Origin of the sequence: Sporolactobacillus sp. Y61 (genome assembly GCF_040529185.1) — a bacterium.
In the GTDB taxonomy this organism is placed as follows: domain Bacteria; phylum Bacillota; class Bacilli; order Bacillales; family Sporolactobacillaceae; genus Sporolactobacillus.
In genome coordinates this window covers 1059651-1079202 of record NZ_CP159510.1, presented here as the reverse complement: position 1 = coordinate 1079202, position 19552 = coordinate 1059651, and the positions used below count along the sequence as shown (strand labels likewise).

Genomic DNA, 19552 nt, shown 5'->3' with positions numbered 1-19552 from the left:
TTATTTGTATATTTACGATGTCTATGAGACTGATGATTTAGTTATTTTGAATATCTCTTTTCTAGAGTAGCTGCCACTTTTTTATAACAAATCTTTATACTATCCTTGTTAAGTAGTAATATAATACAGAAAAGCATGCTTTGAAAGACTACTTGTAATGGAATTGGTATGTATAACAGAAATATTTGCAAAAATAGTATCAGTAAATTTGTTACTGTCCTGTGCACTTTTATATCAATTGTTACAAAATGATTTGTGTCTATTACTCGCATGAGCCACATAGCCGCAAAACTTACCATCATTGAAACAGAAGCGCCAATCGTCCCAATGAAAGGGACAAGTATAAAGTTAATAATAACATTAATTAACGCACTCAGAAATGACGTTTTAAAAACACCAACTGTATTTTTATTCGCAACATAAATCTGTCCAAAGAAACTAGCAAAACTGGAAAAAACAACACCCATCAGTAAAAAAGGGACAAGGTTCCAGGCATCGTAGAACTCAGCAGACACAATCAGTCCCATTATCCATTTTAAAACAATTAGAATAAACGACATTGCAATGAACATGATTGATGAAAGCATCATATAAACGTTTGAAAAGAATAGAGATTTATTTTTTGAATTTATTTCTTCGATAGCTGACATTTGCCACGCCTGAAAAAAAACGTTGCTTAAAACATTTAATACATTTGGAATTTTTGTTGCCACTGCGAACAATCCGTTAGCCGCAACTCCAACAAAAAAACTGATAATAAATCTACCCGAAAGATTGAGCACCCACCACATTAAGGTTGTTGGCATCAGTGGCAGTGAATAAATAATCATCTTCCTTAGTAAAGAAATATTTATCTTTTGGAAGTCAACATAACGAATAGCGCTGCCAACTGTCATAATTATGATCAAACTGGCAACATCCGCTGAAATAAGTGATAATAAATAACCCGTTATTCCCATTTTTAATATCACTAAAAAAATGATGTTACCACCAAGGACAACAATTGAGCTAATTATTCCTACTCCCGCAAAAAGATTTACCTTACCTACAGCACGGGTAAACTGAAGAAACAGACCATTTAAAGACTGGGTAAGAAGGAAAAGATAAAATAGATTGATGTATTCACGGAAAGGAAAAAAGGTCTTAAAAATCGGATAAAATACAAGGGATATTAATAAACCAATAATAATAAGACATACGCCATTACTTAGAACAGAATTTTTATCCGAATTATTATCCATTACAAATCGTAGAACAGCATCAGAAATGCTAAGTGTTATAATTGGGACAATCAATGCTACTGTAGTGGTTACAAGATCAACTGTACCATACTGACCGGTCGATAAGTAGAAAGTATAAAGGGGAACGAGAATTAGAGAAATCAGTTTGCTCCCAAAATTACCAATAGCAAATATTATCGAGTTTTTTGCTAGCTTTTTATATGGATTCATAATTTGTCCTTCACCGCTTTAATGGATAAAAAGTATTTCTTCAACGGGTTTCCTGTGTGATTGAGTTACTTTCAGGGACTCCGGTATCCATCCGATCACTATCATCATAATTGGTGTTTCAGTGGCATCAATTCCGGTAACCCTCCTTAAGTTTATATCCATTTCTTTATCAATCGAGCAATTTAAACAACATGTTCCAATCCCTAAAGAGTGTAATGCATATACAAGGGTCATGCTGAATAAACCACCATCTATATATGCCTGATTTCTTTCTATTACCCCATGAAATATGGATAAATCTTCAGTAATTAATAATACCTTATCAGCTGTATTCCCAAAACCTCTGTTTCCATTTTGGCAATTCAAAACAGCTTGTTTGGTTTGATTATCGGAATAAACATGAACCCTGGAGCCCTGTCGATTGCACACGGATGGCGTTTTTCTCGCCATTTTTACAGCTTTTTTAATTAAATCTATATCAATTGTTCCTTTAGCAAAATTTCTGATACTATAACGGCTCTCCAGAAAACTTCCAAATGTATCCAGCTTTGCTTTTTTATTAATCTCTTCCCGACCAGTAATAAGCGTACCTCCATCATCTGTAAAATGGTGATGGTATGAGTGTTTAAATTCATTTAGTTTTTTTAAAAGTTCAGGATTATCCAAACCATGCTCAAGATTAAAGTGATAGTAAGTAAATAGTGTATTCACTGCAACTTCTGTAGTTTCATTTGGTCCAAAAATTGCAAGAGTTCTTTCAATCAGATTAATAAGAAGTTTCACTTTATCCTTACCAAACCCAATTCTCGGTTCAGGTAACGACATACCCTTTTCAATGGCGTGATAAATATAGATAATGTATGCATCATTTTTCTTTTGATCATTAAGAATATTTAATGTTCCTGAGTATTTTCTGTATCTTCGAAAATCGTAAATATAATTCTTTATCAGAGTTATTGAAGTAAAGGTCATCTTACTACGTATCTTTTTTAGTATGTTGATAATTACATTAGGAAGAATCCTTTTCATTATTTTTTTCATGCCCTGGTTACCTCCTTAAATTATCTATACCAGTTAAGAATCAACTTCTCAGATAGTTAAAATTATCCTTTAGTATCAATATCTCACCTGGTATTTCCATGAAAAAGACATGGTTCATTTTTACCATGATTGATCAAATTAATAAATTGTCAAAAATTTATTCTTAACATTAAATATTAGTCATTTAACGCAGTACTTAAATAGCGTATCGTTTTTTCTCTTTCGTTCTCTAATACAGCCTTTACCTTTGAAAAATCAATTCTCATGATGTTGTGATCGTCTGTAATGTTTTGGATTGTACGATTCCTCATATCAAATATTGCTAACAATGTTTGTATTCTCGATCCCATCGATGGTTCTTTTCCTTCTCTCTCGAATACAATAAAGGGGATTCCCAGAAGTAAAGAAAAAACAACCCCATGAAAAGAATCCGTACATACGATACTGGCTGAATTAATCAGATCAATAAATTCACCAGGACCAGCAGTAAAAGCTTTTTCACAATTAATATCCAGGAGGGAAATGATCTCCAGAGAATAAATCTTAGCGATTTTCTGGATCCGCACTTTATTCTGTTTAGGTAAATCACCAAGAAAATATGTCAGTAGATATTTTCCCTGAGATTTACATGACGCTGGTTGAGATACAGATAACCACTTTTCTGCAGTTAGCATCATCGTCGGATCTATTAAAACATCTGCATCTCTACCAGTTAGTTTCTTTATAATTTCTGCACCGGATTTTTCACGGACAGATAACTTACTCATCTTTGATAATCCAATTTTAAAAGATGGTTCATATTCTGAGGGAATTTCCGAGATACCAAAGCTTGGGGCATAGGCTATCCTTTTTTCTTCATCTGCAAACATTAAAAAATCTATTGGCGTTCCATGCCCGTATACAGGGTTCCATATTTGATCACTCCCCGAAATAAAAAAATCAAATTCATTATTTAGAGAGGATGGGACATTATCGTTACTTACGACATACTCTGATTCATTGATAAAATTTAAAGTAAACTTCTTAAATTCATCCATTCTTTTTTTCTGCAACTTTATACTTCTAATCTTCTGAAATATTTGCTGTATAGATTTATTCTTTATTTTTTTTACTTTTTTCAACAAACTTTCTTTTTCAATATAATCGTATGGTATGCTGTTTACACTGTGATTTATGATGGTTTCCACAGAAAAGCCTAGATATCTTAATACTTCCTGAGTTGCATAATTCTGTAATCTATTACCATAATTGTTATAATCATTAATTGTAATAATACCGATCTTTTTCATTGATATTTGTGCCCTCCTCGCTGTTTATGAAATAGTTATCTTAAAAACGAGCGAATTGTACTCTTCAATTTTAACAACAGATAAATGGCTCTGGTAAGTTTTCTTTTAATTAGATTGAACATTACCCAATTTTGTAAAGAATCATAATGAATATTGTTTAACTCTGATTCCACATAACTATTATTCACCAATTTTTCAATCATATTTAATCTATTTCTCTTTGAAATGTGAAGATCTCCAAAAATGATAGCACTAGTATAGGAAACTACACTGGACATATAAGCATTATCTATAATTAATTTGTTTTGATCGGAATAACATTGTTTGGAAATCAGAAATTCTCTAACTTTAGAAATTAACATATATTGAGTTCGAAAAAAGCCTTCAATGATCCCAGACGATAATGAGTTCTCGCTTTTGTGAATCATATAATTATAAAGGCATTCGTTACTTATCATATTGATCTTTCTACAATGTTTAAGGTAATCAAGATTAAATAACAGATCTTCTCCGAGTTTTAGCTCCGGATTAAACCTTATTTCGAATTGGTTAATAATCTCCTTCAAATACAGCTTGTTCCACGGAAATACTATTGATAAATCTTTATATAATACTCCAAAATATTTGTAAAAATCTTCTGTACGATAAGTCCCGCTAATCACAGGATGCACATCTTCTGTAATATTTTTAGTTTTACTTGATTTTCGATATCCACATATAACAAGTTGAACATCTGGTTTGACAGCCACCTTCAATTTTTCTATCGCATCGTTTTCCAAACTGTCATCCGCATCAACAAATTGAATATATTTACCTGTCGCCAAATGTAACCCTAGATTTCTTGCTGTTGAAGGACCACTATTCTCCTGGTGATATAATTTAATGCGTGCATCCTTTTTTGCATATTCTTCGCATAATCTCTTGCTATAATCAGTGGAGCCATCATCAATTAAGATAACCTCAAAGTTTTTATAAGATTGATTCAAAATACTGCTTATACAATTTTTTATATAGTTTTCCGCATTGTATACAGGAATAATAATACTTACCAACGGTTTTTTATTCATTTTGTCCTCAAATCTGTCAAGTGAATATTTATTCGAACAGTGTATTACGAATCATTGACAAATAGTCAGCGGGATCAATAAATTTGCCTGGTATCCTATTTTGCGAAAAAATGATTGTTCTTACTAAAAACTTAAGCCCAGTTTTGCGGTTACCTTTCCAATCATTTTTAACTAAAATCTTGATGAATTGTTTTATATAATCCACATATGCAGCCACGTTTCCACGCACTAGTTTAACTCCATGTAAAGTAGTATGTCTCCACAGCCATCTGTTTCGACTCCCATAACAGTGTTTCCAGAAATTAAGCACCTTATTATTATTCCCTGCTTTATCATTGTGATAAATTAAGGCGTGAGTAACTAATCTTATTGGCATCCTACGACTGATCCTGTATGTATATTCTGTGTCATCCAACCAAATAAAAAAATCTCCTCTAGGAAAACCAATTCGTTCAATAGCAGAGTGAGAAATGAGTGGCCCAACAAATGCATTAGCATCCAACTCAATTATAGAATGTGACCTAATTTCATCGTTTGATATATATATATCTTTTGTTAATGAATCATTTAGTCTTTTATGGTGATAATTTTGCACCTTTTTTGATTTCTTATTTATTATCACAGGGGCTAGCAGACCAATGGAGCGACTATTATATTTCAGAAGAGCTTCCAGACAAGTTGATTCAGGTTCGGCATCATCATCCATGACCCAAAGCCAATCGAAGTTCTCCTGATAAGCGTGCCTGATCCCAGTTTCAAATCCACCGGCACCACCTAAATTATCCTTTAAATAGAGGATCTCAACTTTTTGATCTTCAGAATATGTTTCTTTTAAAAATTCAGTAGTCCCATCAGTACTATGATTATCAATAATTAATATTTCATCCAATATTCGCGTTTGTTTTTTTAAAGCGTTGAGACATATTTTTAAGAGATCTAACCTGTTGAAAGTCACAACAACTGCACAGATTTTTTCCATCCCATTAACTCATCCTTTTATCATCAAACTCAGCATTTACAACGGCTAATGCCGCTCCAATCACTTGATGCATATCATAGTACTTATACATACCTAACCTGCCACCAAAAATTACATTGGGCGTTTTTTCAGCCAATTGTCGATATTGTCGATAAATTTTGTTGTTACGCTGGTCATTCATTGGATAATAAGGTTCATCGCCTTTTTCCCATTCTTTCGGATATTCTTTGGTGATAACAGTTTTTGGTTGTGTTCCAAATTCGAAGTGCTTATGCTCGATAATTCGAGTAAATGGTGTTTCAGAATCCGTATAATTAACTACTGCATTCCCCTGAAAGTTTTTAATATCTAATATCTCCGTCTTGAAATCCAGACTCCTGTATTCTAAACTTCCATATAAATAATTAAAAAATTGATCGATCATACCTGTGTATATTATTTTAGGATACTTTTTTAGATATTCATCTTTCCTATCAAGAAAATCAGTACCTAATTCAACATCAATCAATTCACTAGACAACATCTTTTCAATAATCTGTGTGTATCCACCGATCGGAATTCCCTGGTATTTATCATTAAAATAATTGTTGTTATAGGTAAAACGAACCGGAAGCCTTTTGATAATAAAAGCAGGTAATTCTGAAGCTTCTCTCCCCCACTGTTTCTCTGTGTATCCTTTTATTAATTTATAATAAATATCTGTTCCAATTAATGAAATAGCCTGCTCTTCCATATTCTTTGGTTGACCAATTTGAATTTTTGCTTTTTGTTCTTCTATCTTCGCTGCAGCCTGTTCTGGGGTAACAACACCCCATAATTTATTAAAAGTATTCATGTTAAAGGGAAGATTATAAATTTCACCTTTATAATTGGCTATTGGACTATTTGTGTAGCGGTTAAATTCAGCAAATTGATTAATGTAGTCCCAGATTTTTTTATTATTTGTATGAAAGATATGTGCACCATATTTGTGTACATTTATGCCCTCTATATTTTCTGTATAAATATTCCCACCAATATGTAACCTTTTATCAATAACTTTTACACGTTTTCCGCGCTTTGCCGCTTCATATGCGAATGTACTTCCAAACAGACCAGAACCCACTACTAAATAGTCATAAGATGCAGTCATGATTAGAACCTCATTTCAAGAATAAATTTTATTCTCCTCAGCCACTACTTCATATTCTACTTTGGAAACTGCCAATACTGCCCCAAAATAAAGAGCTGACATTGCCTCATAGATAACGTGCCCTCCAAAAAATGAATGAGTAATTCCCATGAATATACTCAATAATAAGTTCAAATATTTTGGATCAAACCAATTTTTAGTCATTAATCTTATTGAAGCATATACTCTTATAAGTATGATTGATGTAATAAAAACTGTGACAAATATACCTGAATAAAACAAAATACCATAGAAGTCCATTTCCATTATCATAAAATCACTTTTTCCAAGATGAATGACAGAATTTACTGTAGAAAATCCTAAACCAAATAACCAGAATAGTATATTAGGGTAAGATAATTTATTCAAATAGTTTTCCACGTAATATATTTGTAAATTTCTATTCGATACAAGGTAACTATATAAGTTATTTCCTCCAAGTGTCTGTAATAGATTCCGCTGCATATCAATAAAATGTAATATAGGATTTTTAAAAAAGAATAACATAGTTGTTCCAAAAACAATTATGCAACTTGAAACAAGTGTTTTCCATTTTGTCCATTTAGTCACCGTCATATAACAAATAACTTCAATTGCAAGAACGAAGAAAGTTCCCACAAGCCCTGATTTAGTACCTAACATTATTAATGATAAAATGATTAATATATAATTTATTATGTATATCTTTTTTTTGAATTTATACCACATATAAAGGCATAATGGATTAATAATGAGTAGAGTAGCAGTAACAGCATTATGGACGACAAATAATCCCTTATATCCAAAACGTGGTACAGTACTGGAATATGTATGAAATCCAATACCGAGTGGACTGATTAATATACTAATCGTAATAATGTAAGTTGACCAAATTATATATTTAAAAATATCTTCAGCAGCAAGAATTTTTCTTCGCAATATATTTTCAAAAGAAAAAATAACTATAACGAAAAAAAGAAGTTTGAGAATATAAGACAAATTATCAAATATATTATTTTGTGATATATCCATTATTTTGTAAAAAACTTCCCCACAAACTAGAAAGAATAACAATATTGACAATAAAATAAGTTGTTTCTTCTTTTTAATAAAAGTGATTAAATAAACCAGTATCAATAATCTTAAGAACTGATTAACAGGAAGATTAATTTTTAATACATTTGTATTAATACTATAAATAATATCTAAAATTGGATAAAAAATAATAATTAATGCCAGTAGTCTTTTTTTCATATTAAATCTCCTGCTAATAACAGTTTATAGTCCTATATTTTTTCCGAATGACTATACTTTCGTCCCTTAAACTCCTTAAAGAAGAGTCTAATAAATTTTATATCATCAATAAAGTATCTCCTAAATAATCTTGTTGGTTCATGACAGAATCTCCAGAACCACTCCATCCCTATTTTTTGTAAAACTTTTGGGGCTCTTTTAATATTTCCAGCCTCAAAATCAAATGACGCACCAACTCCTAATGATACAGGTACACGCAAACGATAGAGATTATCATAAATCCATTTTTCCTGCTTTGGAGCTCCCAGTCCGACAAATAATATGTCAGGTGATGCTTTATGAATTAGTCGGATGATTTTATCATTTTCGTTGTTATCTTTTTCAAAACCACGTGGCGGGGAATACGTCCCCACGATATTTAATCCTGGATATTTCTTTATAAGCCTCTTAGATGCTTGTAGCGCAACCCCATCATTTCCTCCAACAAGAAAGATCTTTAAACGATGTTGAACAGATTTTTCACAAATCTTTGGAAATAAATCAGATCCTGAAACTTTCTCAACTAATGGTTTCCTCAGTATTCTAGAAGCCCATATTAGCGGCTGACCATCAGCAAGAACCAAGGACGCCTTATCGTATATTTTTTTGAACTCAACATCTGCCTGCAATTTCACAACATGATCTACATTAGGTGTTACAACAAAATCAAATGTAACTTTATCATCTGCCATTTCTATAACACTGGTAGCTGCTTTATCTAAGGTAACATTATCTATCCTTATTGAAAAAATATTGATATTCTTCACAAGAAGCACTCCTGCTTATATTTGCTTAATATCATCGTTGATACTATAAGCAAATCAAATCATATTTCTGAAATTATCTTATCCAGTTTCCCGATAAGACTATTCGTAGAGTAATTTTTTACGTAAATTTTTCTCGCATTTATTTTTATTTTTTCTCTAAAAGCAGAATCTGCTGCCAGCATTTTTATACATTGAATAAACTTCTCGCTACTATCAGCAATCAGTATGTTGTTTTGTTCAGAAATAATTCCCTCTGCTCCAATAGAAGTTGAAACAACTGGAAGTCCTTTAGCAAATGATTCTATAATTTTTACTCTTTGCCCACTCCCGATAAATAGTGGAACAATGCCAATATCACAATATTTCATATAATCATCTATATCATCAACATATCCCGTAACGGTGATGTTTTTTTCTGTTTCGTACTCTAATACTTCTTCCGGAGGATTTGAACCACATACAAAAAGGTTAAATTTTTGAGGATCCAATTGGGGAAAACAATTTTTCAAAAACCAAATGATGCCGTCCTGATTTGGATACCAAGACATTGTACCCATAAACAGGAGATTGATCTTTTGGTCAGAATGGTGATCAAATGCTAATAAATCAGCATCAATATGAATAGCAATCACATGAATTTTATCAGCTTTATCATTCAGCATTTGCTGAAACTCGTTTTTATCGATCGAACTCAATGCTATGACACAGTCTGACTTATTGAGCATTTTAATTTCAAACTTTTTTAATTTTAAATATTCATTGTAACCTAAAATCTTTTTTACAGGATTTTTTGTTTCTCTAATAAAACGACCAAATATCTTAGATTCAACATTTTGTTCGTGTAATAAAACTTTTGCATAAAATGATTTATTGTAAACCATCATAGATAGATGATTAACATAAATCAAATCATAATTTCTTTCCCCCTGGTACTGAATAATCAGTTTCTCCATTTCTTTACTGTAAAATTTATTAATTACATAGGGAAGAGGTGTAAAAAAACTCATGATATAATCTTTTACAAATGTTGATGTTGAAGTGCCTCTGATTACCGTCTTTTTAACAACTTGAATTCTATCACACAGTGTGTTGAGTCTTTTGATATTTACTCGCTCCGATTCATCATTAATGAACGATAGTAAATCAACGTTGTTGTTTTTAGACAGTGCCTTGATAGTATTGTACGTGTTAATTTTTCCACCATTATCAAGAGGATATGGCAATAAATTGTTTAAAAATAAAATATTCAAATTCATTCCGTCCTCTAAATATGACTTATATTAACATTTCTCTTAATATGCATGTTTCGACTCAACCATGACACCCAGAGTTTTAAATATAATTTTAATATCGGTCCATATTGATCTATTTTGAATGTAGGTTAAGTCTAACTGAACCATGTCTTTAAAACCCAGATCACTTCTTCCGCTGACCTGCCACAATCCTGTACAGCCTGGTCTCACGATAAGCCTTTGCTTATCGTACTCAGAATAATCAATAACTTCTCTTGGAAGAGGAGGTCTTGGTCCAACCAGGCTCATATCTCCTCTTAAAACATTGACAAGCTGTGGTAACTCATCAATGCTTGTCCTGCGGATAAAGCGACCGATTCGAGTGACTCGCGGATCATTTTTCATCTTAAACATGGCACCGTTTGTATCATTTTTTTCAAGTAATTTCACCAATAATTGTTCAGCATTTGTGACCATTGAGCGGAATTTATATATATAAAAGGTTTTTCCGTTTTTTCCAACACGTATTTGTTTAAAAATAATCCTTCCCTTTGGATCTTCAAGCTTGATCGCAAGGGCAACGATCAAAAATACAGGTGAGAGTAAAATGAGCCCTATCAATGCGCCAAAGATGTCCATGACCCTTTTAAAGAACAAATAAAAGTGGCTATCATTAACCAAGGCTTGGCTGTACGATTCAGGTGCCATGTAGCGTGAGTCGATCTCAGTTCTTGATAAAGCCATCGCCGGTTCCTCCATCATTCAAGCGGTAATTTATTCTCGTGCAAAATCCGTTCGATGCCCTTAAGCACGCCTTTCTGCAGATCCTTATTCTGCAGGGCCATTTCAATGTTGGTCAGGACAAAGCCAAGAGTTTCGCCGACATCGAACCGTTTGCCCTCAAACTGATAAGCAAAAACGCCCTGAAGTTCGTTCAGTTTCTGGATGGCATCGGTCAGCTGGATCTCGCCACCGGCACCGATTTCCTTCTTATCCAGGAAGCCAAAGATTTCCGGGGTCAGGACATACCGGCCAATAATCGCCAGGTTCGAAGGTGGGTTGGATTCCGGTTTTTCAACAAATTTGCTGACGTTATAGAGTCGACCGTCATTTGCTTTCGGGTCAATGATGCCATAACGTTTCGTTTCTTTCATCGGCACTTCCTTGACACCAAGCACGGAGCAGCCGGTTTTGTCGTATTGATCAATCAGCTGTTTGATGCACGGCTCTTTCGCCTGAACGATATCGTCGCCCAGCAGGACGGCAAAAGGCTCGTCGCCAATGAACTTGCGGGCGCACCAAACCGCGTGACCCAAACCTTTTGGCGACTTTTGTCTGATATAGTGGATATCGATCTTGGATGGCTCACGTACTTTTTCGAGCAAATCAAATTTCTTTTTATGAATCAAATTCTGTTCCAGTTCGTATGCAATATCAAAGTGGTCTTCAATAGCACGTTTCCCTTTTCCGGTTACGATAATAATATCTTCAATCCCGGCATCGACTGCTTCTTCGACGATATATTGAATCGTTGGTTTGTTCACAATCGGAAGCATTTCTTTAGGAAGCGCCTTGGTTGCCGGCAGGAATCGCGTTCCGAGTCCGGCAGCAGGAATTACAGCTTTTCTGACCTTTTTCATCAAATAACCCCCCGAGTCATTTCGGAAAATAATGTAACTCATGATACCCGCAGCACGTGTCTGCGTGCCGTTTATCAACGTCCTATGTGCTCAGCATCACATAATGAGCTATTATACATGATTGTCCGATCCAGGAAAAGTATAAACCAGGAATCGACAATATCCGGCGCGTCAAGCTATTTGCATTATAGCATAGAATCGTATTCTGAGAAGAGGAAGATATGGGAAAAAAGTCACAGAGTGCCCATGTAAAGGCATTCTTGTCTCTGTGTATCCTTGCCTTTATAGTTAGATTACATTTTTGTTTCAATGGTCAGATGGATTGTTCAATCAAAATGAATCACTCTATGGATCTCTCTCGCCTGTTTTTCACAGATAAACCGAAATAAAAGAAATTTTTTTCCCACGTTTTCGGCCGGTTTTCAGTGCGGATGGTCCGGGATTTACGGGTATTTGACATTTTTGTTTTCTGCCGTTACATTATAGGAAATCAGCGATTCTCGGATCTTTTTATGAAGGAAGTTTTTACATGAATAAACAGTTCGCGGTGATTGGACTCGGCCAGCTCGGGGCAAGCATTTGCACAGAGCTGAGCAATATGGGCTGCGAGGTTCTTGCTGTCGATACTGATCTGGATAAGGTCAATGATTTTTCAAATATTGTGACGCAGGCGGTGCAAGCGGATTCAACAGATGAGAAGGTCCTGCAGGCACTCGGGATCCGCAATTTCGATCACGTGATTGTGGCGATCGGCAGAAATATTCAGGCGAGTATTCTGACGACGCTGCTCCTGAAAGAGGCAGGCGTGAAGGAGATCTGGGCCAAAGCGCAAAATGATTATCACGAGAAGATTCTGAAGAAGCTCGGGGCAGACAAGATTATCCGGCCGGAAGTCGAGATCGGATTCCGTATTGCGCATCTGGCAACGGCGAACAAGATTCTCGATTATATCGAGCTGTCAAAGGATTACAGCATTATTGAAATTGAAGTGACGGACCAGCTGATTGGGAAGTCGATTATGGAGATTGACGTGCGGGCCAACTACGGCTGCAACGTGATTGCCATCCGGCGCAACCAGCAGGTGATCGTGCGGAATATCGGCGAACTGAAGCTTGAGCGCGGCGATGTGCTGCTGATTATCGGAAAAAGCGAGGATCTGGAGCGGTTCGAGCAGGAAGGCCTCTGAGTGCAGGGGCCTTTGTATTTAGTAAGGGACTGATACATCAATGTTGTTGTGGATAAAAAAAATACTTGCCCGGCTGGACCTGAAGCCGGTGACGTTTAATCCGCCGTTGCTCCTGTCCGGGCTGCTGGCTCTTCTGATCCTGATCGGAACGGTGCTGCTGAAGCTACCTGTGTCGACTGTCCGGCCGATTTCATGGCTGGATGCACTCTTTTTGTCCACTTCCGCTTCGACAGTGACGGGTCTTACGCTATTTGACGTCCCTGCGACGTTCAGCCTGTTTGGTCAGATTATTCTGATGGTACTGATTCAGGTTGGCGGCATCGGCGTGATGTCGTTTGCGGTCTTCTTTTTTATCCTGATGGGTAAGAAAGTGTCCATCCGCCAGCGGCAGCTGATGCAGGAAGCGCTGGGTTCGCCGTCCATCGGCGGTGTGCTTCGTCTGGTCAGCTGGCTGTTCACGTTTTCTTTTGTGATTGAACTGGTCGGTGCCTTTTTTCTCGTCTTCCGGTTGGTACCGGATTATGGCTGGGGACGCGGAATTTATTACAGCGTTTTCCATTCGATCAGCGGGTTTAATCAGGCGGGTTTCTCCCTTTTCCCTGGAAGTATGGCGCAGTACGTCGGTGACCCGATTGTCAATCTCACCCTGACGATGCTGATTACGCTGGGCGGTATCGGTTTCACGGTGCTGGCTGATCTTTTGTCGACGCGCCGGTTTCGTAAACTGCAGCTGCATTCACAGGTGATGCTCGTCGGTACGGTGATCATTAATGTTGGCGCCGTTCTCGCAATCTTCCTGATTGAAGCGGGCAATCCCCGGACTCTTGGCGCTTTGAGCGGATGGGATAAGGCATGGGCGGCCTTCTTCCAGGGTATTGCGCCGCGGACGGCCGGATTCAGTACGTTTGATCCGGCCGGACTGAGCCAGGCGGCACTCCTGCTGACGATGCTGTTGATGTTTATCGGCGCCGGCAGCACGTCAACGAGCGGTGGCATAAAGCTGACGACGTTCATGATTGTGGTGGCAGAAGTCGTTACGTTCCTGCGCGGGCGACGTGAAGTGGTGTTAAACAAACGTACAATTAAACATCAGGTGATTGTCCGTGCGGTGTCGATTATATCGATTTCCGTCGCTGTGGTGTTCCTGGCTCTGTTCTTACTGTGCCTGTCGGAGGATCTGCCATTTATGATGATTCTGTTTGAGGTGATCTCGGCATTCGGTACCGCCGGACTGTCCATCGGAGCGACTTCTGAGCTGTCCGTGTTCGGGCAAATTGTGATCATGTGCGTGATGTTCTTCGGCAAGGTTGGGCCACTGACCCTCGCCTTTTCCGTCACCCGCCGCTCAAAAGTGGATATCCGCTATCCGGATGGCGAGATCTATACCGGATGACGGGGAGAATGCGCTGTCTTCGAGGGTTGCCGAAATTCGGATCGACTCCTTGAGATTTTGGACCGACTTTTCGTGGATTCGGACCGACTTCTTGTGGATTTGGACCAACTTTCTGAGATTTTGGATCAACTTTTCTAGGACTCAGTCCGACTTTCCTGAGATATTCGGACCGACTTTTCGTGGATTCGGATCAACTTTTTTGGGATTCGGTCCGACTTTTTCGGGATTCGGACCGACTTTTTCGGGATTCGGATCAACTTTTCTAGGACTCGGTCCGACTTTCCTGAGATATTCGGACCGACTTTTCGTGGATTCGGATCAACTTTTTTGGGATTCGGTCCGACTTTTTCGGGATTCGGACCGACTTTTTCGGGATTCGGACCGACTTTTCGTGGACTCGGTCCGACTTTCCTGAGATATATGGACCAACTTTTCTGAAATTTGGACTGACTTTCTGAGATTTCGGTCCGACTTTTTCTGCTTCCGGACCAACTTAATAACTGGACCGAACTGTTCCTCGCCGGAAAAAAGTTTTGAGAAATGTAAATAGTAAAAAAGGCGTAAACTTAAAAATCATACCACTCCAAAGCATTACCGATTGACGCAGCTGCGACGGCTCTTATTGCTTTCTTATTCGATACAGTCTTATTTTCAGACAATCTGTTTCCCTCCTCAGAGTAAGTCAAAAGATTTTCCTGCGCTTTTTTCGCTCGATTATCCGTTCGCCTTTTGATCTGGCCAGGGCCGCTTTTTCAAGCCGGGAAAGGACAACGTTCACGATGATCGCCAGTAAAGCGACGAAGATCGTTCCCCAGATGATTTCCGGAACGTTATTCTGGCTCAGCCCCTGAAACAGCATGACGCCTAACCCGCCGGCATTAATCCACGAAGCAATCGTTGCGATTCCGATAATGGATACGGCTGCGATGCGTATCCCGCCCAGTATCACCGGCAGGGCGAGCGGAAGCTCAATGTTAAAAAACATTTGCCAGACGTTCAGACCCATGCCCTTTCCGGCTTCAACCGTCGCCGGATCCACCGAATGAAAGCCGACCATGACATTCCGGGCCAGAATAAGCAGACTGTAACCCACCAGGGCAATCACCGCCGATTTCATGCCCAGACCCACAAGCGGAATTAATAGAGCAAACAGAGCCAGACTGGGAATGGTATACATCACGCTGAGAACCGGCAGAATGATCGTGGCAGCGAGCTTACTTTTCGACAGGAGGAATCCCAGCGGCAGGGCGATCAGTACAGCAATCAGCAGGGACAGGCCCGAGATTTGCATATGCTGTATAAACAGGGTTATGATTTCCTGACTGCTCCATCTGATATAATCCAGCATGGGATCACCACTCCCTTTTTTCCTTCAATTATATTTTCTTGAGATCCTGGAAAGTGATCTTTCCAGTGACTTTATTCGCCTGACCGATAATCCGTACCTCGTCTGACTTTTCCCTGAGAAGCGCGATCAGCACCTCCTTCAGACTGTCGTCTTCATGAAGTACAGGATCGTCACCCGGATCTGCGCCCGCCTCTTCCGGATTCATAACATCCTTCGCTTTGATGAAGCTCAGACTCTTCAAAATGTCGTCCGAATTCACCAGATGGCGGACAAAATCATTAGCCGGATGACGCAGGATTTTCAGGGGTTCATCGTATTGCTGGATCGTGCCGTCGTTCATAATAATGACTTTGTCACCCAGCTTCAGAGCTTCCATGATGTCGTGGGTGACAAACAGGATGGTCTTATGAAGCTGTTTCTGTATTTTCAGAATTTCATCCTGCAGCATCGTGCGGTTAATGGCATCGATCGCCCCGAACGGTTCATCCATCAGCATGATTGAGGGATCCGCCGCCATCGCTCTTGCGATTCCGACTCGTTGCTGCTGCCCGCCTGAAAGCTGGCGCGGATATCTTTTCCTGTATAAGGCCGGATCGAGCCTGACCAGATTCAGCAATTCATCAATCCTGCTGCTGATCCGTGCTTTGTCCCAGCCAAGGATTTTCGGCACGGTCGCAACATTCTGTTCAATCGTCATATGCTGGAAAAGCCCGATCTGCTGAATGACGTAACCGATCCTGCGTCTTAATACCGTCGGCGGGATGTCCGTGACATCTTCGTTATTGATCAGAATTCTGCCTGATGACGGCTCATACAATCGATTAACCATTTTCAGCAAGGTGGTTTTTCCGCACCCTGATGTTCCAAGAATAGTGACAAACTTTCCGCTTTCCACCTTCAGGTGGGTTTCATACACTGAGGGGGCTTTAGCCCGTCTGAATGTCTTACTGATGCCATCCAGAACAATTGCGTCATGCTCAGGCACGCTGTCAAACCTCCCTTCTTCTGATTAACCCTTAATCAGGTCATGCTCAACCAGAAAATCTTTTGCAACCTGCTGATACTTCTGCTTATCAATGTCTACTTTAGCGTTGAGTTCCTGCATCACTTTGCTGTCGAGTTCTGCAGAGACTTTATTGATGATATCCGCTACTTTCGGATCTTTCTTAATCACACTGTTACGGATCACCGGGCACACGTAATACGGAGGATAGAAGTGCTTATCGTCTTCCAGCAGAACCAGATTTTTGTCCGTCAGCTGACCATCCGTTGTGAAGGCCACTGTAGCGTCCTCCTTGCCCTGCAGCAGAACATTATATTTAATACCGTAGTCGAAGAGCTTGTTCGATTTGAATTTAAAGCCGCCGTAAGCCTCCTGCAAACCTTTCAGCCCGTCCGGACGTTCATTGAATTCAGGGGTAGCGGCAAACCGGATATTCGGTGCGGCTTTGGCAAGATCGGAATAGGTATGAATGTTATATTTATCCGATACGGTTTTCGTCACAGCCAGTCCCTGTGAATCGTTAGCCTGAGTCGGTTCAAGCCAGACCAGGTTCCATTTATCCTTGTAGGCTCTGGATACAGTGTCATACACTTCATCTGCATCGGTTGCTTTGTCCCTTTTCAGGATGTTGAGCAGTCCGGTTCCTGTATATTCCGGATACATATCAATCTGTCCGTCGACCAGCGACTGATGAGCAACCAGCGTGCCGCCCAGATTCAGTTTCCGGTTGACTTTATAACCGGCGTTTTCCAGAGCGTCCGCGTACATCTCACCGAGAATCAGGCTTTCTGTAAAGTTCTTGGAACCGATCGTCACCGTTTCTACTTTATTTGAAGACCCGCTGCCCGATCCGGATCCGCACGCGGCCAGGGACAGGGCGAGAACCAGGATGATCCCTGCCAATATCACTTTTTTCATCGTTTCTCCTCTTTTCCGTTACGCTTTTTTATAAGGGGTTAACATTTTTTCAATAAGTCCGAAAATCATTTCAGAAAAAATCGCCAGCAGGGCAACCGGGATGGCTCCGACAAACAGCAGAGCAAAATCATACATCCCAAGCCCATTGATAATAAAGGTGCCGAGGCCGCCGCCGCCGATAAAAGCAGCAAGTGTTGCACTGGAAATGACTTCAACTGATGCCGTGCGGACACCTGACATGATCAGCGGCACGGCTTGAGGAATCTCAATTCTGAAGAGAATCCGGCGGGTGTCCATGCCCATACCGACTGCCGATTCAATCGCCTCTTTCTCAATACTTTTAATGCCGAGAAAGGTATTGATCAGCATCGGCGGACAGCCAAGAATGGTTAAAGCGACCAGTGACGGAACAAAACCCGTTCCAAGAATCGGCATGACAAGCACTAATATCGCTAAACTGGGAATGACCCTCATCGCATTCACAGCACTCATGATCAAACTGGAGAGTCGATCATTTTTCGCCGAAATGATACCTAAGGGGATACTGATACAAAAGCCAATCAAAAGAGCTAGCCCGCTGAGTTCCAGATGTGTGACGACGGCCTCCTTAAATTCCTGACTGTTCGCCTGGATATACTGCATGGCTTCAACAAGCAGATTCAATCCCTTCTCCCTCCCTCCTTCTTACATCCGCATTCATGTTTTCAGGTTGCCGTATCACCCTTTGAATATCTGATATATCAAAATATGATAAATGCTGATCATAATTTGATATTGTATTATCAGTAAGCTTTCACAGTTTCGATAATTTTGACATACTTGAGATAAAATATCAGTTTCAAGCGAGTCCAGCCAGTCGTTCAGACCTGAGAGTTGATACATTGACGAAAACGGTGAGCGTCTTTTTTACTATATCCAGCGCATCCCTGACCGATCCATGAATGCTGAAACCACCCCGGAAACTGAGCGGATCCTGCAGGCTCAGGCGCTGATGTCCGTCCCATAGATAGCTGCCTTCAAGAGCGTTCCGGACTAGTGCAGCACGCGTTTCAATGATCCGCGGGTTTAATGGCGTGATGTTGCCGTCAAATCCTTCAAGGGACAGGGCATAAATCAGGTTGGCGGTGTTCACCAGCTTTTCAGTATGATCCGCAAGCAGTGACGTTTCCCCTGCTGCCAGCACATTGGAGCTGACAATCGCCAGGGCATCTTTTGGCCCAAGCCGGTTTTTACGAAGTCCCGACTGGCTGAGCGCCTGTTCCGCGGACATGCGCGTCCCCCGGTAATCGACATAGCCTTCTCCGATCATTGCCAGACCGACAGCGCAGACAGGCAGCCAATATCCGCTGCGGCTATGGATCCCCGTTCATTCATGACGGGACAGATATCTTTATCTAGAAACGCCTGATAGAGTCTGACAATCTCCGGCTGAATTCCGGTGCAGCCAGGCAGCAGGGTATTCAGTCGAATCAGCATTGCTGCGCCAACCACCTGCCCGGTCGTCTCGGGTTTTACCGGATAGAGTGGGAGTAAATAAGACTGCGGTTATACGCTTCAAAGCGCTCTCCTGCACCGGCCGATCCTTGTTCAGATCCACCCCGCGGTTAAATCCGTAAACGGGTTCATCCTTGCCGACTTGCTGATAGACAAATGCCTGCGCTCTGGTGATACGCTCTATAACTTCCTGTGAGATTTCCACCTGTACCTCGCCGTTTGCAGCCCGAACAATGTCCCCAATTTGGATGTAAGACAATAGATTAAACGCAAAAAGTTTAGTGGATGAGAACGCGTTGCA

The 19552-nt window shown here is 39.6% G+C and carries 18 protein-coding genes and 2 pseudogenes; 2 read left to right on the top strand and 18 right to left on the bottom strand.

Annotated elements, in window-relative coordinates; genetic code table 11:
* Positions 1–41 precede the first annotated feature (41 nt).
* The 11 genes from ABNN70_RS05335 to galU all read right to left on the bottom strand — a co-directional run bounded on the left by ABNN70_RS05335 (position 42) and on the right by galU (position 11909).
* On the bottom strand, positions 42–1451 hold the full coding sequence (locus ABNN70_RS05335; RefSeq protein ID WP_353948980.1) for an oligosaccharide flippase family protein: 1410 nt from the start codon (positions 1449–1451) through the stop codon (positions 42–44).
* An 18-nt stretch (positions 1452–1469) separates the two neighbouring features.
* Complete coding sequence (locus ABNN70_RS05330) at positions 1470–2492, bottom strand: nitroreductase family protein (protein ID WP_353948979.1); 1023 nt, start codon at positions 2490–2492, stop codon at positions 1470–1472.
* A gap of 176 nt (positions 2493–2668) precedes the next feature.
* Positions 2669–3781 carry a polysaccharide pyruvyl transferase family protein gene (locus ABNN70_RS05325; protein ID WP_353948978.1) on the bottom strand — a complete coding sequence of 371 codons (1113 nt, stop codon included), beginning with the start codon at positions 3779–3781 and terminating at the stop codon, positions 2669–2671.
* A 35-nt stretch (positions 3782–3816) separates the two neighbouring features.
* Positions 3817–4848: a glycosyltransferase family 2 protein gene (locus ABNN70_RS05320; RefSeq protein ID WP_353948977.1), complete on the bottom strand. Its 1032-nt coding sequence runs from the start codon at positions 4846–4848 to the stop codon at positions 3817–3819.
* A gap of 28 nt (positions 4849–4876) precedes the next feature.
* Positions 4877–5827: a glycosyltransferase family 2 protein gene (locus tag ABNN70_RS05315; RefSeq protein ID WP_353948976.1), complete on the bottom strand. Its 951-nt coding sequence runs from the start codon at positions 5825–5827 to the stop codon at positions 4877–4879.
* Between the two features lie 4 nt (positions 5828–5831).
* A complete protein-coding gene (glf, locus tag ABNN70_RS05310; protein WP_353948975.1) occupies positions 5832–6959 on the bottom strand; it encodes a UDP-galactopyranose mutase in 1128 nt (375 codons plus the stop codon).
* A gap of 15 nt (positions 6960–6974) precedes the next feature.
* Complete coding sequence (locus tag ABNN70_RS05305; RefSeq protein ID WP_353948974.1) at positions 6975–8231, bottom strand: O-antigen ligase family protein; 1257 nt, start codon at positions 8229–8231, stop codon at positions 6975–6977.
* A 32-nt stretch (positions 8232–8263) separates the two neighbouring features.
* On the bottom strand, positions 8264–9037 hold the full coding sequence (locus ABNN70_RS05300; RefSeq protein WP_353948973.1) for a WecB/TagA/CpsF family glycosyltransferase: 774 nt from the start codon (positions 9035–9037) through the stop codon (positions 8264–8266).
* Positions 9038–9096: 59 nt separating this feature from the next.
* Positions 9097–10287, bottom strand: coding sequence for a glycosyltransferase (locus ABNN70_RS05295; RefSeq protein WP_353948972.1), 1191 nt, complete (start codon positions 10285–10287; stop codon positions 9097–9099).
* A gap of 42 nt (positions 10288–10329) precedes the next feature.
* A complete protein-coding gene (locus tag ABNN70_RS05290; protein ID WP_353949385.1) occupies positions 10330–10977 on the bottom strand; it encodes a sugar transferase in 648 nt (215 codons plus the stop codon).
* 50 nt (positions 10978–11027) lie between these two features.
* Positions 11028–11909 carry a UTP--glucose-1-phosphate uridylyltransferase GalU gene (gene galU, locus ABNN70_RS05285; protein WP_129928364.1) on the bottom strand — a complete coding sequence of 294 codons (882 nt, stop codon included), beginning with the start codon at positions 11907–11909 and terminating at the stop codon, positions 11028–11030.
* 529 nt (positions 11910–12438) lie between these two features.
* Here galU and ABNN70_RS05280 point away from each other — a divergent pair.
* Both ABNN70_RS05280 and ABNN70_RS05275 read left to right on the top strand, forming a co-directional pair.
* Positions 12439–13095: a TrkA family potassium uptake protein gene (locus ABNN70_RS05280; RefSeq protein WP_353948971.1), complete on the top strand. Its 657-nt coding sequence runs from the start codon at positions 12439–12441 to the stop codon at positions 13093–13095.
* 40 nt (positions 13096–13135) lie between these two features.
* Positions 13136–14488 (top strand): TrkH family potassium uptake protein, encoded by a 1353-nt coding sequence (locus tag ABNN70_RS05275; protein WP_353948970.1) that lies wholly within the window; start codon positions 13136–13138, stop codon positions 14486–14488.
* 682 nt (positions 14489–15170) lie between these two features.
* On the opposite strand, the gene ABNN70_RS05270 is transcribed toward ABNN70_RS05275, so the two are convergent.
* The 7 genes and pseudogenes from ABNN70_RS05270 to ABNN70_RS05240 all read right to left on the bottom strand — a co-directional run.
* The gene (locus ABNN70_RS05270) at positions 15171–15836 is read right to left on the bottom strand and encodes an ABC transporter permease (RefSeq protein WP_353948969.1); all 666 of its coding nucleotides are present in this window, start codon (positions 15834–15836) and stop codon (positions 15171–15173) included.
* Between the two features lie 28 nt (positions 15837–15864).
* Positions 15865–16821 (bottom strand): ABC transporter ATP-binding protein, encoded by a 957-nt coding sequence (locus ABNN70_RS05265; protein WP_353948968.1) that lies wholly within the window; start codon positions 16819–16821, stop codon positions 15865–15867.
* A gap of 24 nt (positions 16822–16845) precedes the next feature.
* A complete protein-coding gene (locus tag ABNN70_RS05260) occupies positions 16846–17757 on the bottom strand; it encodes a glycine betaine ABC transporter substrate-binding protein (RefSeq protein ID WP_353948967.1) in 912 nt (303 codons plus the stop codon).
* Positions 17758–17775: 18 nt separating this feature from the next.
* The gene (locus ABNN70_RS05255) at positions 17776–18420 is read right to left on the bottom strand and encodes an ABC transporter permease (protein ID WP_353948966.1); all 645 of its coding nucleotides are present in this window, start codon (positions 18418–18420) and stop codon (positions 17776–17778) included.
* Between the two features lie 175 nt (positions 18421–18595).
* Entirely contained in the window at positions 18596–19066 is a 471-nt protein-coding gene (locus ABNN70_RS05250; RefSeq protein ID WP_353948965.1) for an aromatic amino acid lyase, read from the bottom strand.
* Positions 19063–19254 (bottom strand): annotated as a pseudogene (locus ABNN70_RS05245) (aromatic amino acid lyase); the annotation flags it as partial. The gene ABNN70_RS05250 and the pseudogene ABNN70_RS05245, both read right to left, overlap by 4 nt.
* 55 nt (positions 19255–19309) lie before the next feature.
* A pseudogene (locus tag ABNN70_RS05240) lies at positions 19310–19510 on the bottom strand (aromatic amino acid lyase); the annotation flags it as partial.
* Positions 19511–19552: the final 42 nt, after the last annotated feature.